Source organism: Bacillus salacetis (assembly GCF_003581585.1).
Lineage (GTDB): Bacteria > Bacillota > Bacilli > Bacillales > Bacillaceae_B > Rossellomorea > Rossellomorea salacetis.
In genome coordinates this window covers 1-15,046 of the sequence record NZ_QXIR01000027.1, presented here as the reverse complement: position 1 = coordinate 15,046, position 15,046 = coordinate 1, and the positions used below count along the sequence as shown (strand labels likewise).

General features: G+C 41.5%; 17 protein-coding genes. 14 read left to right on the top strand and 3 right to left on the bottom strand.

The features are described 5' to 3' along the window. The first annotated feature begins 117 nt into the window (after positions 1 to 117). Together ykzS and D3H55_RS17080 are read left to right on the top strand one after the other, a co-directional pair. A complete protein-coding gene (gene ykzS, locus D3H55_RS17085; RefSeq protein WP_119548536.1) occupies positions 118 to 312 on the top strand; it encodes a protein YkzS in 195 nt (64 codons plus the stop codon). A 97-nt stretch (positions 313 to 409) separates the two neighbouring features. Further along, positions 410 to 1,150, top strand: coding sequence for an SDR family NAD(P)-dependent oxidoreductase (locus D3H55_RS17080; RefSeq protein WP_119548535.1), 741 nt, complete (start codon positions 410 to 412; stop codon positions 1,148 to 1,150). Between the two features lie 392 nt (positions 1,151 to 1,542). Here the strand turns inward: D3H55_RS17080 and D3H55_RS17075 are convergent, their stop codons facing one another. Further along, complete coding sequence (locus D3H55_RS17075) at positions 1,543 to 1,947, bottom strand: PilZ domain-containing protein (RefSeq protein WP_119548534.1); 405 nt, start codon at positions 1,945 to 1,947, stop codon at positions 1,543 to 1,545. A 103-nt stretch (positions 1,948 to 2,050) separates the two neighbouring features. Here D3H55_RS17075 and D3H55_RS17070 point away from each other — a divergent pair, with 103 nt between their 5' ends. From D3H55_RS17070 to D3H55_RS24450, 10 genes are all read left to right on the top strand, one after another. Then, positions 2,051 to 2,983: an AAA family ATPase gene (locus tag D3H55_RS17070; RefSeq protein WP_119548533.1), complete on the top strand. Its 933-nt coding sequence runs from the start codon at positions 2,051 to 2,053 to the stop codon at positions 2,981 to 2,983. Positions 2,984 to 2,985: 2 nt separating this feature from the next. Beyond that, positions 2,986 to 4,179, top strand: a complete 1,194-nt coding sequence (locus D3H55_RS17065) for a DUF58 domain-containing protein (protein ID WP_119548532.1) — start codon at positions 2,986 to 2,988, stop codon at positions 4,177 to 4,179. Beyond that, positions 4,149 to 5,438, top strand: a complete 1,290-nt coding sequence (locus tag D3H55_RS17060) for a hypothetical protein (RefSeq protein WP_119548531.1) — start codon at positions 4,149 to 4,151, stop codon at positions 5,436 to 5,438. The genes D3H55_RS17065 and D3H55_RS17060 overlap by 31 nt, the downstream gene beginning before the upstream one ends. Positions 5,439 to 5,504: 66 nt before the next feature. Further along, on the top strand, positions 5,505 to 6,137 hold the full coding sequence (locus D3H55_RS17055; RefSeq protein WP_119548530.1) for an ABC transporter ATP-binding protein: 633 nt from the start codon (positions 5,505 to 5,507) through the stop codon (positions 6,135 to 6,137). Next, a complete protein-coding gene (locus tag D3H55_RS17050) occupies positions 6,134 to 6,916 on the top strand; it encodes an ABC transporter permease (RefSeq protein WP_119548529.1) in 783 nt (260 codons plus the stop codon). The genes D3H55_RS17055 and D3H55_RS17050 overlap by 4 nt, the downstream gene beginning before the upstream one ends. An 85-nt stretch (positions 6,917 to 7,001) precedes the next feature. Further along, complete coding sequence (locus D3H55_RS17045; RefSeq protein WP_119548528.1) at positions 7,002 to 7,268, top strand: hypothetical protein; 267 nt, start codon at positions 7,002 to 7,004, stop codon at positions 7,266 to 7,268. 411 nt (positions 7,269 to 7,679) lie between these two features. Then, entirely contained in the window at positions 7,680 to 7,946 is a 267-nt protein-coding gene (locus D3H55_RS17040) for a phosphocarrier protein HPr (RefSeq protein ID WP_006836389.1), read from the top strand. After that, a complete protein-coding gene (gene ptsP / locus D3H55_RS17035; protein ID WP_119548527.1) occupies positions 7,946 to 9,664 on the top strand; it encodes a phosphoenolpyruvate--protein phosphotransferase in 1,719 nt (572 codons plus the stop codon). The genes D3H55_RS17040 and ptsP overlap by 1 nt, the downstream gene beginning before the upstream one ends. Before the next feature lie 398 nt (positions 9,665 to 10,062). Beyond that, a complete protein-coding gene (locus D3H55_RS17030; protein WP_205685503.1) occupies positions 10,063 to 10,938 on the top strand; it encodes an NAD(P)-dependent oxidoreductase in 876 nt (291 codons plus the stop codon). Positions 10,939 to 11,022: 84 nt separating this feature from the next. Continuing rightward, positions 11,023 to 11,160, top strand: coding sequence for a hypothetical protein (locus tag D3H55_RS24450; RefSeq protein WP_168413153.1), 138 nt, complete (start codon positions 11,023 to 11,025; stop codon positions 11,158 to 11,160). Positions 11,161 to 11,250: 90 nt separating this feature from the next. On the opposite strand, the gene D3H55_RS17025 is transcribed toward D3H55_RS24450, so the two are convergent. After that, positions 11,251 to 12,417 (bottom strand): aminotransferase A, encoded by a 1,167-nt coding sequence (locus tag D3H55_RS17025; RefSeq protein ID WP_119548526.1) that lies wholly within the window; start codon positions 12,415 to 12,417, stop codon positions 11,251 to 11,253. A gap of 142 nt (positions 12,418 to 12,559) precedes the next feature. On the opposite strand from D3H55_RS17025, the gene corA reads away from it, so the two are divergent. After that, complete coding sequence (gene corA / locus D3H55_RS17020; RefSeq protein ID WP_119548525.1) at positions 12,560 to 13,555, top strand: magnesium/cobalt transporter CorA; 996 nt, start codon at positions 12,560 to 12,562, stop codon at positions 13,553 to 13,555. A gap of 144 nt (positions 13,556 to 13,699) precedes the next feature. Continuing rightward, a complete protein-coding gene (locus D3H55_RS17015; protein WP_119548524.1) occupies positions 13,700 to 14,599 on the top strand; it encodes a chemotaxis protein in 900 nt (299 codons plus the stop codon). Here D3H55_RS17015 and D3H55_RS24445 read toward each other — a convergent pair. After that, positions 14,594 to 14,875 (bottom strand): hypothetical protein, encoded by a 282-nt coding sequence (locus D3H55_RS24445; protein WP_168413152.1) that lies wholly within the window; start codon positions 14,873 to 14,875, stop codon positions 14,594 to 14,596. The genes D3H55_RS17015 and D3H55_RS24445 overlap by 6 nt on opposite strands. Positions 14,876 to 15,046: the final 171 nt, after the last annotated feature.

Below are 15,046 nucleotides of genomic sequence, written 5' to 3'. Positions count from 1 at the left end.
ATTTTGACTGCAGGAAACGGTGGATTTCCCTGTCCGTTATTCCAGGTGATAAAATGAAAGTTGAAAACAATTATAGTACACTAATGATAATATTAAAAAGGGAGGGAGGGAAGCTATATGGGAGATCAGGAAGTTTTGGCAATATTGGATGAATTAAGAAGTGGAGGAATAGAGGAGTACAGGGTGCAGAAGACTGACTTTTTGCACTTCAGGAAGCATCTTATCGCTCAGGAAGATTTTAAGCATTTTAGAGGGATTGCTCAGCAGGGCGGAGATATCATTTATACTTATATGGAAAAACCAAGAAGTTAAGATCTGCTCATAGTGGGCAGATTTTTTTATTGAATGGACGGCACAAGGGTTTGTGAAAAAGAGAATAAGGAAAAATGAACAAAAAGGAGGGCTTAAGATGAAACATGAAAAACTGGTGATAGTAACAGGCGGAGCCCAAGGGATCGGCAAAGCCATAGTGAATGAATTCAGCAAGGGTGGATACACTGTTATCCTTGTTGACAAACAGAAGAAAAAGGGCCTGAGCTTATCAAGGGAATTAAATGAGGCCGGGGGTAAAGTCATATATAAACAATGCGATGTTGCAGATCCCCAGGAAGTAGAAAAAATATTCAGGGAGATAAAAGCCGAGTATGAAAAGATTGACGTTCTGATTAACAATGCCGGCATCTCAAAGTTCAAAGATTTTTGGGAAATGGAAACAAGTGACTGGGATGAAGTGATATCGACTAATTTGAGCAGTGTATTTTATTTCAGTAAAGAGGCAGCCTCTCTTATGAAAGAATCTGGCGGCACCATAATCAATATGGCTTCAACGAGGGCAGCCATGTCAGAAGCGAATACTGAAGCCTACTCTGCAAGCAAGGGCGGGATTTATTCAATAACCCATGCTTTAGCCATTACGCTGAGTGAGTATAATATACGTGTAAACAGTATCAGTCCCGGCTGGATTGAAACGGGTGATTATGATTCCCTGAGAGAAGCCGATCATTTTCAGCATCCATCCAACCGTGTCGGAAAGCCTGAAGATGTTGCCAGGGCATGTCTTTTCCTGTGCCATGAGGAGAATAATTTCATTAATGGTGAAAATCTTGTAATTGATGGCGGGATGACCAGGAAAATGATATATGAACACTGATCTTCTTATTCTTTTTTCAAAAGTATAATATTGATGATGCCGACGCACCATACAAAAATGATTGGGAGCACAATACTCAATGACATAGTCAACCCTCCACTGGTCGGTTACTATCATCGTAAGGGTTAAATATGCATTAAGTTAAAGTGAAGTCTAAATATTTTGTAAAATTTGATGCAAAAAGAAGCAGGGAGTGACTGCTTCTTTTTTTTTGCTCTATTCGTAAACATTGTTGCTTTCAATATAGAATTCAATTAATATCCTGGTAATCCGCCGTAAAAACGACGGTGAGCAGGAACCAAAAGCGCTGATCATTCTTTTGCGAAAAAAATGCTATATACGTAAAAAGCTTTTTATGAACACTAATTTCCAAACTCTCCTTGAGGAGCAATCTATATAAAGAAAGTTTTTGTGAAGGACTTCAACGAATCAATGATCTCCTGCTCAGTCTCTGAATCTTCAATCGATTGGAATCCATACATGAACCCAGTTCCTGAGGGCCTTCTCCAGATAGGATGGCCGGCTACAGCCAATTCATGTCCGTTCATTTTCAGATGGATTTCCATGTCAATATCAAAGCGGTCTACTGGCAGGTTAAATTCTGTTTTGAATTTCATGCCTTTGGGACTGAGATCAAGAACATACAGATGTCCCTCTTTTGATGATACAATTTCATTTTCTTTCTGTATCATCAATTGAAATTTGCCGGGATAGGGGTCTTTAAAAGTATAGCGAAAGGATTCATCGCGTTTAAATGGTTTCACTCGCTCACCACCCAATTCATCTTTTTTATTCATTTTAGAGGAACATAAGCAGTGATGCAATAAACGAAGAAAATTTGGAATATTTTAAAAGATAAACGTTTTTGTGATATAATTCATTTAAGAATGGGGGGCCAATATGTTTATAGACAGGCTGAAAAAAGAGATAGGCAAAGTCATGATTGGGATGGACAAAGAAATAGAAATACTGAGCATTGCACTGCTTCAGGGAGGACATATCCTGTTTGAAAGTGTCCCTGGTACAGGGAAAACCATGCTTGCAAAAACATTTGCGGGATGTGTCCAATCAAGTTTCCGCAGGATCCAGTTTACACCGGATGTCCTTCCAAGTGACGTAACTGGTATTCAATACTTTAACCCAAAGGAAAAAGAATTTGAATTGCGCCCGGGACCGGTCGTAACAAATGTTCTGCTTGCTGATGAAATAAACAGGGCGACGCCGAGGACTCAATCCAGCCTCCTTGAAGTCATGGAAGAAAAGCAGGTTACCATTGAAGGGAGCACCCTGAAGCTGGAAGATCCTTTCATTGTACTTGCTACACAGAACCCAGTGGAATCACAACAGGGAACCTTTCCTCTTCCTGCAGCTCAGCTTGACAGATTCTTAATGAAAGTCCCCATTTCCTATCCGGAGTTTGAAAGTGAAAGGGAAATGTTAAGAAGGTTCAAAGAAAGGCAGCCGCTTGAAGATGTTCAGCCTGTCATTACTCCTGAAGAACTTAAGGAGTGTTCGAAGCAGGTGAAAAGAATTCATGTTTCAGAAGACATTGAATCATACATATTACAGATTTCAAGGAAAACAAGGGAACATGAATTGATCGAACTCGGGGTAAGCCCCCGCGCAAGCCTTGCTCTGCTGAGAGCATCACAAGGAATGGCATTCATCAGCGAAAGAGCTTATGTGACCCCGGAAGATGTCAAAAAGATGGCCGCATACGTGCTGAGCCACAGAATATCCCTCACACCTGAGGCGTCATTGACTAAAACGAATGAACGGGTGATGGAAGAACTCATCGAGGATGTTTTAGTTCCAGTAGAATCGAGGGTTTAACATTGGAGTGGAAAAGAGAGACGACCGAATCCAATATTTTATCCGCCTGCATCTTCCTGTGTTTGTTCTTGGCGTTTCTGGGACTGATTTTGCAGAACATATTGCTTCTCTCAATTTTTCTGCTGGTATTTGCCTTATTTTATGGCTCTCAGCTTTATATCAACCATGCAGGAAGGAAACTAATATTCACTAATGAAAGAAACAGGGAAAAATTCAATAAGGGTGATAAAGGGGACTGGTCATTTACATTCGAGAATTCAGGATTGCCGATTTTAAGCGGTTCCATCATCCTCCGTTTTGATGACGTGGTCGTTCCGCTTGGAATTGACTTTGATGAATTTCCCGGAGGCATAATCGAGATGAAGATACCCTTTTCTTTAAGCAAAAACGAAAAGATAGATGTCAGGTTCCCTGTAGAAGCGAGAAGAAGGGGACTTGCAAGGGTAGCGAAACTCACCGTTGATATTCCTAATTTGTTTGGCAGCGGAGGAGTACACCTTCAATATGGTAAACCGGTGAAATCAGATATTTTGGTTTTTCCTCACGGTAAACCTGTGGAAGGTTTTACTTCTGCCCATACCAAGACACAAGGGAATTTTGCAGTTCATAATTCCCTGTTTCATGACCCGTTTCAGCCGGTAGGCACAAGGGATTATGCCCCAGGTGATAGTTTTGCGGCTATCAATTGGAAAGCGACAGCCAGGCTGCAAACCCTGCAGACAAAAGTTCATTCCCCGGCCACAAGCAGGAATTGGCTGATTACGCTGAATATATCAGCACATTACTCCATAACCAGCAAGCTGGAGGAATTGATTGAAAGAACAGCCTACATTATTGAAATGGCTGCAAAGCAGGATATTCCTTTCGCTCTGGCGGTCAATGTTCGTTCTTTAAATAGTACTCCATTTTATTATTTGCCTGCCGGAGAAGGGAAGAAACAAAGGCAAAAGGCACTTGAGATGCTTTCGGTCCTTTCTACAGATGATATCACTTTTCCTTTCAGCTTGATGTATCAATATCTGGTCATGCATCATCAAGTTCCTCCTGTACTTATTACTATAGGGGAACAGGATAGTGAAAGTGAAAGGCTTTTATCTTTGATGAGCAATAGGGACGTGTCCATCTTTCAGTTGGTCTATCATAATGAACAAGGAGTTTTGCAGGAATGGAAGCAGCAGAGCAGAAAATTCGCTTGAAAAGAAAGAATGCATACTATTCAAGGGTATCTATTAAGTTGATCGCTGATGCTTTGATGCTCTCAGCACTTCTCACATTTTTTGCTGATGAGTATTTCTTTTTATACCGGTGCATCCCTTTCATCAGCCTTTCCCTGCTTTTGACCTTTCCTTTTATATGGATGGGGATTGATTCCAGCAGGGTATTTAATTTGATTTTTACAGGTATAGGGTTAACTTTATTTCTTACTGGCCAGTTCTTTCTTGGTTTTCCATGGTGGCTTTCGTTATTCATTCTATTGATGCTTCATTGGAGGGTTTCCCTCCATCTTGAAGAGGAGAGGGATTCCCGATTCGATTTGGGCGGAGGATATATCGGGACCCTATTGATTGTTGCCCTCATTTCCTGGGCATATCAAAATATATATGAAAAGCAGCCTCCAGTTTTTGTACTGAGTATTTTCATGTTCGGCATGCTTCTTTACACTGCAGGTACATATATTGTGAGGTATATAGAAAGTTCAGAACATTCAAAGAAGACATCAAGGATCAAATCGGCCAAACTTCCAATTGTTTATAGTGGTGTTTTGGTTGGTTTTTGTGTACTGGCGGCCGTTATGAGTAAATCGGTCAGCGGTCTATTGAATAAGGGGTTTGGATGGATGTTCTGGCTTCTGTCCTTTCTGATTGAGCCTATTTGGATCATAATTGACTGGGTTATGGGTATGCTTCCCGGGAGTGTTTCAGAAGGATGGGAGTCTCTAAGGAATTCTGATGAAGCACCTTCTGAAATTACACAGGAACAGCTTCAAAATGGAGGTGATCTTTCTTTTGCATGGTGGGATGAGGCTTTGGCCGGCTTGCTGCTGCTTGTCATAATCTTATATGTCTGGAGAAGCTTCAGAAATAAAGGCTGGAAGGAAGAGGATGAATCCAGGAGAAATGCTGGATACTCTTCATTTAAAGAATCCATCCTGCCAGGCAGGGGGAAAGTCATCCAGGATGTTATGTATTCCAGCCCGGACAGTGAAGTCAGAAAGAGTATTTTCATGCTTGAAAAACTTGCGGAAGAAAAAAAGAGGCCGCGGCAGAATGGCGAAACCATTCAAGAATGGTTCTCCAGGATGGGTTTTCAGGAGGGCTGGGAATTTTACCATATATATGAGGCTGCCAGGTATGGAGACCAGGAGATCCCTCCCGATAAGTTAGCCTTGTTTAAACAAGGGATAGAACGTGCTGTCAATCGAATAGAGCAAAATGAATTTTCAAAGAAACCTTAAAAAGAGCATAAGTGCTCTTTTTTTTGGGTAAATTTTCAACTGAGCGATAAGAAAGAGGTGATTTTGGTGTTCAGATTGAATGATGTTTCTTACCATGGAATCCTTACTTCCATCAACTTGGAATTCGGGGATGGTGTGGTTTCCTGTATGACCGGTCCAAGCGGTGCAGGGAAATCAACCATCTTGAAATTCCTTAATAAAATGCTTGTACCCACCAGCGGGGAAGTATTCTACAATGACCGAAACCTGCAATCGATGGATTCTGTCGAGTTAAGGAGAAAAGTTGTTATGCTTCAGCAGAATCCTGTCATGTTTGAGGGAAGTGTGGAAGATAATCTGCAGATCGGTTTAAGATTTGCCAGGGTACAACCAGCTTCCCCGGCTGAATTGGAGGATGCCCTCAGGATGGTCATGCTTGAAAAGCGGTTGGAGGAACCGGCAGATAAGCTGTCCGGAGGCGAAAAGCAGAGGCTGGCTCTTGCGAGGGTATACCTTATGAAGCCAAGAGTCTATCTCCTTGATGAACCGACTTCTGCCTTGGATCCCGAAACCGAAGGGGAAGTGATGGGGGAATTTCTTAAAGCGGTAAAGGAGCAAAGCGGGACGGTCATCATGGTTACTCATTCAAAAACGGTTTCTGACCGTTTCGGTGAATCGCATTTTTATATAGAACCAAAGAGCAGGCGGGTCCAAAGTTGAACGGCGGCATCATAGACATAGAGCTGGCGAGGCTTATAGCAGCTTATATTTTTGTCCTTTTACTGCTATTGATTGTAAGGGTAAGGAAAATATCAAGAGAGAAACAAATTGCCATAGCCACACTGAGAATGACCATCCAGCTGATTCTTGCAGGATTCATACTTACATATATTTTTGATAACCCGCATCCGCTTTTAACAATTCTGATCATCTTCATCATGGAGATGTTTGCAGTCAGGAATGTGTTTATACAGGTAAGGGAAAAGCTTTCCAGACAAATGAAGGTGATCATCACCGTCTCCATGGCGGCAGGCAGCCTGGCAAGCCTTTTATATTTCAATTTGATAGTCATCCATTTCTCCCCTTGGTATGATCCCCGCTACTTCATCCCCATAGCCGGGATGATTATCGGGAATTCTATGACCGGGATCACTCTGGGGGTCAAAACACTGCTTCAAGGGTTTATTGCTGACAAGGAAAAGATAGAAGGGGCGCTTATGCTGGGGGCAGAACCACAAACTGCTGCAAAGCCGTACATTGATAATGCATTTGATTCTGCAGTACTTCCAACGATTAATAATATGCTTGGCATGGGTATCGTGTTCCTGCCTGGGATGATGACAGGACAAATCTTATCTGGTGTCAGCCCCTTAACTGCCATTGAATATCAAATCGCCATACTTCTCGGGATCCTGGGAAGCGTTTCTCTGACAGTGATTTTGTTCTTGATTTTAGGCTACAGGACTTTTTTTACAAAAGACAGCAGGTTAATAGGATAATTCCGCGCTTTCGATTCTATCGGTTCTAATCATTTAAATCCGGCATAGAATTTAATAGAAAGATCGATAGAAAGGGGCGGCGGGAATGAACTTGGAAGTGGAGCAGGCATTGAAGGTGAAAAGCATTGCACTTGATATTATTGAAGAATTACTGCAGGACGAGGCCCATTATAAGGAGAAAGATTTGAAAAACGCAGCAGAGTTGCTTTCAAGGTGTGTATGTGATCTGGTCAATATATACGCAGGAATTTCGGAAGTCCACGATACCGCATTGCAAGGGACAATATCCAAAGTGAAAATCAGTTACAATTCCATTGTGAATAGTAAAGAAAAAGTGAAAAATTGTATTTAGAGGACGGAATCCATTGGGATTTCGTCCTCTTTCATCGTACCTCCGCTATCGACCGGTGCTCCCTGTCAGCATTTGCGTGTATATTTTTTATATTTCATGCGTTTAATTACTATACATGAGGGAAATCTAAGAGGGAACTGCAATAGAAAAGTGTAAAAGCGAAAAAACGAAATGTTTAGAAATGTTTCTAAAGTAGAGCGTAAATAATGCATGATTTTGGTCATAAGATGTCTAATTTATGAAAATGATAAAAATATCATGCTTTACAATTGTGAAACTTCGATTTGCATGCTATTCTTTTAAATTGAAAAGGCTTATATACAACCCGTACTTAAGCGGTATTGATTCGGAGTAAAATCCCTCCGGATTAAAAAGCTGAAAAATAAACAAATGTTAAGGAGAAGATCAATTATGGCACAAAAACAATTTACAGTAACAGCTGATACAGGTATCCATGCCCGTCCTGCAACATTACTAGTACAAACAGCAAGCAAATTTGATTCTGAAGTACATCTTCAATATAAAGAAAAGAAAGTAAACCTTAAATCAATCATGGGTGTTATGTCTCTTGGCGTAGGAAAAGGTGCAGATATTACTATCATCACTGAAGGAAGCGATGAGGAAGAAGCATTGAACAGCCTTGAAGAAACACTGAAAAAAGAAGGGCTTGCAGAGTAATGTCAAGCATGCTTAAAGGAATTGCGGCATCGAATGGCATCGCCATTGCAAAAGCATACCTTCTTGTAGAACCTGACCTTTCAGTGGAAAGAAAAGAAGTAGGGGACACAGAGGCAGAAGTGAACCGTTTCAGAGAAGCACTTGCGACCTCCACTTCTGAATTGGAAACAATCAGGGAAAAAGCAAATGTTGATCTTGGTGCTGATAAAGCGGCCATTTTCGATGCCCATTTACTGGTCCTGAGTGATCCCGAGCTTATAGCGCCCATCGAAGATAAAATTAAGAATGAAAGCCTTAATGCAGAGGCATCCCTTAAAGACACAGCCGACATGTTCGTTTCTATGTTTGAAAGCATGGATAACGAGTATATGAGGGAGCGTGCAGCGGATATCCGGGATGTGACGAAGCGTGTCCTTTCCCATCTTCTGGGTGTCCAGGTTTCAAATCCAAGCATGATTTCAGAAGAAGTCATCATCATAGCGGAAGATTTGACCCCTTCAGACACAGCTCAATTAAACAGGGAATTTGTCAAAGGCTTCACTACTGACATCGGAGGCAGGACTTCTCATTCAGCCATCATGGCCCGTTCCATGGAAATCCCTGCTGTAGTCGGTACAAAAGAAGTCACTTCAGAGATTAAAAATGGTGATCTTGTGATCGTAGATGGATTGAATGGTGAAGTACATATCAATCCTACGCAAGAAGTGGTTAATCATTATAAAAATGAATATGAACAATATGAGAAGCAAAAAGCCGAATGGGCTAAACTGGTCAATGAAAAGACAGTTTCGGCTGATGGCACTCATGTGGAACTGGCGGCCAATATCGGCACACCGAAAGATCTTGAAGGTGTCATCAATAATGGCGGTGAAGCTGTCGGCCTGTATCGTACAGAATTTCTATACATGGGAAGAAACGAGCTTCCTAGTGAAGAGGAACAATTCGAAGCCTATAAGGCTGTCCTTGAAGGAATGGGAGACAAGCCTGTAGTGGTGAGGACTTTGGATGTTGGCGGAGACAAGGAACTGCCATATCTCGACCTTCCGAAAGAAATGAATCCTTTCCTTGGATACCGTGCGATTCGTCTATGTCTGGATGAACAGAGCATTTTTCGGACTCAATTGAGGGCTTTGCTCAGAGCAAGCAGTTATGGAAACTTGAAAATCATGTTCCCGATGATTTCAAACCTGAATGAATTCAGGGAAGCTAAGTCCATCTTAGAGGAAGAGAAATCAAAGCTGGCAGACACAGGTACAAAGATCGCTGATTCCATTGAAGTCGGTATCATGGTGGAGATTCCATCGACAGCAGTCATGGCGGATGTGTTTGCGAAAGAGGTTGACTTCTTTTCAATAGGCACAAACGACCTCATTCAGTATACAATGGCTGCCGATCGCATGAATGAGCGTGTTTCTTATCTATACCAGCCTTACAACCCGGCTATATTGCGTTTGGTCAAGATGGTTATTGACGCGGCTCATAAAGAAGGAAAATGGGCTGGTATGTGCGGTGAAATGGCCGGAGATGAAATCGCGATCCCTATCCTGCTTGGATTGGGTCTGGATGAATTCTCAATGAGTGCCACTTCCATTTTGAAGGCGCGTTCGCAAATCCGTAATCTGACTAAAGCTGATATGGAAAACCTTGCGCAGGAAGTACTTCAGCTTGATACAAACGACAGTGTAATTGAGGCTGTCAAAAAAGTGATTAATGAATAAAGATAAGATTTGTCCAGGGAACTGTGAGTAATAAGTACTGTATTTGCAACAGACTTACTCAGCCTTTTCAATCTCACTTTTCCCGCTTTACCAGGTGTTCAGGCACCTGGTTTTTTTATTTTCAACAGCCATAAATATTATAAAACATGTAAGCGCTTTTTTGAAGGGGAAATTGAAAAATCTTTTTTTTAAAAAAGAGGTTTACTTTCCTGAGAGGGGGGGTATCCTTATAACAAGCATAAAGTTGGAGATTCTCTTTTTTACAACCCCCTTTTCCTTTTGACCTGTTAATTCAGGTCCTTTTTTTATTTTCATAACTTTGTACTTAGCGAGGCATTTGATTATCATTAACTGCAAAAATTCTTTATAATTACGGTAAAAAAACCTGGAGGAAGAAGATGAAAATGGAAACGACAAAGGTAGGGTTCATCGGTACTGGAGTAATGGGGAAAAGTATGGCACAGCATCTTCTGAATAAATACAAAAATCTTTATGTTTTCACCAGGACGAAAGAAAAGGCACGGGATCTGATTGGACAAGGGGCAAAATGGAGTCCATCCCCTGCAGAGCTGGCTTCATCAGTTGATATCCTGTTTACAATAGTGGGCTACCCCCAAGATGTGGAAGAAATTTATTTCGGAGAGAAAGGCATTTTAGAAAACGGGAAAAAAGGCTTGATAGCAGTGGATATGACAACCTCGAAACCAAGCTTGGCAAGGGAAATCTATATGAAAGCAAGCCACCTTGATATACATACCCTTGACGCACCGGTTTCCGGTGGGGATACAGGTGCAAAGAATGGTACTCTTTCTATCATGGTTGGCGGAGAAGCTGACATATTCGAGAAAGCTCTGCCCTTTATGGAGACATTCGGGGATAATATCCGCCGCCAGGGCGAAGCTGGAGCCGGACAGCATACTAAGATGGCTAACCAGATTGCAATAGCTTCCAATATGATTGGTGTCTGCGAGGCTCTTGTATATGCAAAAAGAGCAGGACTGGACGTAGAACAAGTATTGAAATCGATAGCAGGGGGTGCTGCAGGAAGCTGGTCCCTGTCCAACCTTGCCCCCAGAATGGTTTCTGAAAATTATGAACCAGGATTCTTTGTTAAGCACTTCATAAAAGATATGGGTATTGCATTGGAAGAAGGTGAGAGAATGGCATTATCCTTGCCTGGTTTATCACTGGCAAAAGAGATGTATGATGAACTGAAATCAATGGGTGCTGAAAATGATGGAACACAGGCATTGATAAAATTATGGAAAGAATAAACTTATACGATTCATCCCGAAAATACAGGTTAAGCGGTACAAGTCGATAAACCGCTGAGAGATGTTTTATAGAGGATGAACGGAATGGCGAAGTGCACCAAAAAGAATGATCCTGAACAGAAGAATAAAAAAGGCTTTGACTCGGCAGTTATTGACCAGGAGTTTGCACATGAATTTGGAAGTGCAGCCGCAAATAAGGCTCAAAAAGAAAAAGCTAAATAAGAGAGAGCTTCTAAAAAACAACGGGATGAGGGTCAATAACTCTAAACGCAAAAAAAGGACATTCAGTCCTTTTTTTGCGTTGTTTGGCATTTAGTGTGATTTCAATCCAAGGTCTCTTAGGAAAGCCTCGAGCCTTTCCATGCCCATTTTCAGTTCTTCCATGGAACAGGCGTATGAAAGTCTGAAGAAGCCCTCACCGGCACTTGAAAAGCTGCTGCCCGGGACTACCCCTGTTTTGTACTGTTGAGCCAATGTGAGGGCAAACGAGAAGGAATCGCCCTGGTAAATATCAGGGACCTTGACGAAGAAGTAAAAAGCACCGTCTGGAAGTATGATATCAAAGCCCATAGCGGTCAATTTCCCTGAAACAAAATCCCTTCTCTTCTTATACTCATTCCTCATATCATCCGCATCATCTATTCCGTTTGTTAAAGCTTCAAAAGCTGCTTTTTGAGAGATTGATGATGCACAGGATACATTGTATTGATGGACTTTCAGAATATGTTTTGCGATATTTTCCGGAGCAAACACCATTCCTATTCTCCAGCCTGTCATTGAATGGGATTTCGATAGTCCGTTAATGACAATAGTCTGTTCCTTTAAATAGGAGGCAATGGAAATGTGCTTCCTGTCATATGTCAGTTCACTGTAAATTTCATCTGCAAGAATGAAAACTTCTTTTCCCCTTAAAAGCTCCGCGATCTCCTCCAGTTCCCGGGGTGTAAGGCTTACACCGGTAGGGTTGGAGGGATATGGCAGTATGATGCACTTAGTGCGGCACGTTATGTATTCTTTTAATACTCCTGCATCCAGTTTGAATCCGTTTTGAACAGTATCTGCAATGACTGGCGTGGCCCCGCATAATCTGATGATGGGTTCATATCCTGGATATACCGGGCCTGGCAGGATTACTTCATCACCCTCATTAAGGATGGTTCTCAAAGCAGAGTCGATTCCTTGTGAAGCGCCATTGGTAATGATGACTTCCGAATCAGGGCTGAACGAGACGTTGTATTTTTTTCTGTAAAATTCGGAAGCTGCTTCCCTGAGTTCCAAGAATCCTGCATTGTGGGTATAGTTGGTAAAACCGGCATCTATGGCCGTTTTGGCAGCCTCTTTAACATGGGCCGGGGTAGGGAAATCCGGCTGGCCAAGGGTGAGGGATACCATGCCCTCAATACCGGCAACCAGATTGAAGAACCTGCGGATACCCGAAATTTCAATCTGTTGTACCTGCTTATTGATTAAATGCTCCATACTAACACCTTCTCTTTCTAACTTGCTTCATATTTTACCATAGAGATGACTGCTAAAACGATAGTTTAGATTAGTCTGTACAGGTTTTGGGTAATGTTAGAAAGGAAGAGGGAAATAATATAAAAGAATCAGGGAGCTAATCATGATCAGAACGACTGTTATCAACGTAAATGGAGAAGTAAGGCGTGATCTTCCCGTCGAGGAAGTACATAGAGAAGATGTGAAATGGTTTTGGGTTGATTTTGCCCAGCCTGAGGAGGATGAAATGAAGCTCCTGCGGGATTTCTTCGGATTTCATCCGCTTGCTGTTGAGGATTGTTTGGAGGATTTCAGTGAAAGGCCAAAATTGGATTTCTATGATGACTATTTCTTTCTTTTGCTGCATACCATTAATCCTGCCACACTTGATTTCCATGAAGTCAATATGTTTGTCAGCGACCAGTACATTGTTACATTTCATAAACAGCCAGTAAAGGTTGTCGATACAATTTGGCAGAAACATGATGTTGGGAGAAAGGGTAAATATACAACCTATAATATCATGCATGAAATAATCGACGGGCTTGTCGATGAATTCTTTCCGCTGGTCTATAAAATTGAAGACAGGCTCAACCAAGTGGAAGACGTCCTGGAAAACTCCAGCACGTCTGTCATGCTGGAAAGGCTGTTTGATATCAGGCATGATATGTCAAAGCTTCGGAGGTCCCTGATTCCGATGAGGGACTTGATGTACCGGATCCTTAATTCAGGAAAGCTGCACTTCCTGAAAGAACATCATCTTTATTATAATGATGTGTATGATCATTTGCTGAAGCTTGTGGAGATGCTTGAATCCTATAGGGAATTTTCTTCTGACATCAGGGATAATTATTTGTCCGTCAATTCGGACAAAATGAACAATATCATGATGACTTTGACTGTGATTACAACTATATTCATGCCTTTGACATTCATCGCGGGTCTGTATGGAATGAATTTTTCCTACATGCCCGAACTCGATGAGAGAAATGCCTATTTTATCGTACTGGCAGTTATGGGAATAATCGCACTGGGGATGTTTGCATTCTTTGTGAGGATTGGCTGGCTTCATTTTGGCATTAGGAAAAAGAAAAAGCGCAGGAAAATAAGGTTAAAATAGAAGATTCCCCTCAGTAGAAGGGGGATTTTCTTGTTTGAAAAATAAAAACCTGTTTGAGCCCAACGCTGAAAGTCTTCAGAATGACTGATGGATGCCGATATAAATTGTAGGGTCTATTATCGAAAAAAGGAAGGATGCTGAAAAGTGGCAGAAGATAAAGGAATCCTGCTGGAATCAGGAACAAATGAATTGGAAATAGTGGAGTTTGAAGCAGGAAGAAATAAATACGGGATAAATGTCATCAAAGTAAAGGAAATAATACAGCCTCAGCCTGTAACGGCAATTCCCCATGCACATCCATATATGGAGGGGATCATTCAGTTAAGGGGAGAAGTCCTTCCAGTCATCGATATGATGAAGGTTTTGGGAGCTTCAGCGGAGTCCGCAAGCCAGGATAAGTACATAGTTACGGAGTTCAATCAACAGAGAGTAGTATTCCATGTGAATAATGTCACTCAGATACACAGAATCTCTTGGGAGCAGATTGAAAAACCTTCGAATATATATCAAGGTTCAGAATCCAAAGTTATTGGTGTTATCAAAAAAGGAGAAAACATGCTGCTTCTGCTTGATTTTGAAAGCATAATGGCTGAAATCAATCCTGAGGCGGGTATCAGGGTGGATGAGGTAAAAAAGTTAGGAAAGAGAACGAGGTCAACCAAAAGGATCGTTGCTGCAGAAGACTCCCCACTCCTCAGAAAGCTTCTGAATGATACACTTGCGGAAGCGGGCTACGAAAATGTCGATTTTTTTGAAAATGGAAAAGATGCTTATGAATTTCTTGTCTCTTTGGCTTCTGCCGAAGAAAAGGAGGCGGAAGTCAGCTTAGTCATCACCGATATCGAAATGCCTCAGATGGATGGACATCATTTGACGAAAAAAATAAAAGAGAATCAACGTTTAAAACAGATTCCTGTCATTATCTTCTCTTCTCTGATTACCGATGATCTGAAACACAAAGGAGAAAAGGTAGGAGCGGAGGATCAGATAAGCAAGCCGCAGATTAATGAGCTCGTAATGAAAATCGACAAATATATTTTATAAAAAGCTGTCTTCACATTTATTGCTGCTTTTAGGGAAAATCCCAAGTGTGGATTTTTCCCCCTTATAGTCCAAGGTTATACCGTAATAGAAGGAGCAGTTTTTTTCTTTCCTGCTTACCCGGGTTTTACGGCTAAATGCCAGGACATCTTTTGAAATTAAATTAAATTGGAAGCTAAAGAAGTAAAGGATTTTTCCTGCGAAAATAAAAAGGCTGTTTTCGCATATATTGTTGCTTTCGGAAAAATCCCAGGTGCCGGATTTTTCCCTTGTAGTCAAAGGTTTTACTCTCGGAAAAAAAACGAGCAGCTCTTTTCTTTCCTTATCTTATCACCGGGGTTTTTACGCCGATATACCAGGATGTTATTTGAAATTTATATTGAATAGCAACAAAGTTTACGAAAAGAGCCAATAAAAAGAAGCAAAGCTGGGTTTAGTCAGCTTTGCTTC

Excerpts from the sequence above, each read along its gene's own strand:
- ykzS (WP_119548536.1), top strand. The coding sequence starts at position 118 with ATGGGAGATCAGGAAGTTTTGGCAATATTGGATGAATTAAGAAGTGGA.
- D3H55_RS17080 (WP_119548535.1), top strand. The coding sequence starts at position 410 with ATGAAACATGAAAAACTGGTGATAGTAACAGGCGGAGCCCAAGGGATC.
- D3H55_RS17075 (WP_119548534.1), bottom strand. The coding sequence starts at position 1,947 with ATGAATAAAAAAGATGAATTGGGTGGTGAGCGAGTGAAACCATTTAAA.
- D3H55_RS17070 (WP_119548533.1), top strand. The coding sequence starts at position 2,051 with ATGTTTATAGACAGGCTGAAAAAAGAGATAGGCAAAGTCATGATTGGG.
- D3H55_RS17060 (WP_119548531.1), top strand. The coding sequence starts at position 4,149 with ATGGAAGCAGCAGAGCAGAAAATTCGCTTGAAAAGAAAGAATGCATAC.
- D3H55_RS17045 (WP_119548528.1), top strand. The coding sequence starts at position 7,002 with ATGAACTTGGAAGTGGAGCAGGCATTGAAGGTGAAAAGCATTGCACTT.
- D3H55_RS17040 (WP_006836389.1), top strand. The coding sequence starts at position 7,680 with ATGGCACAAAAACAATTTACAGTAACAGCTGATACAGGTATCCATGCC.
- ptsP (WP_119548527.1), top strand. The coding sequence starts at position 7,946 with ATGTCAAGCATGCTTAAAGGAATTGCGGCATCGAATGGCATCGCCATT.
- D3H55_RS17030 (WP_205685503.1), top strand. The coding sequence starts at position 10,063 with ATGAAAATGGAAACGACAAAGGTAGGGTTCATCGGTACTGGAGTAATG.
- D3H55_RS24450 (WP_168413153.1), top strand. The coding sequence starts at position 11,023 with ATGGCGAAGTGCACCAAAAAGAATGATCCTGAACAGAAGAATAAAAAA.
- D3H55_RS17025 (WP_119548526.1), bottom strand. The coding sequence starts at position 12,417 with ATGGAGCATTTAATCAATAAGCAGGTACAACAGATTGAAATTTCGGGT.
- corA (WP_119548525.1), top strand. The coding sequence starts at position 12,560 with ATGATCAGAACGACTGTTATCAACGTAAATGGAGAAGTAAGGCGTGAT.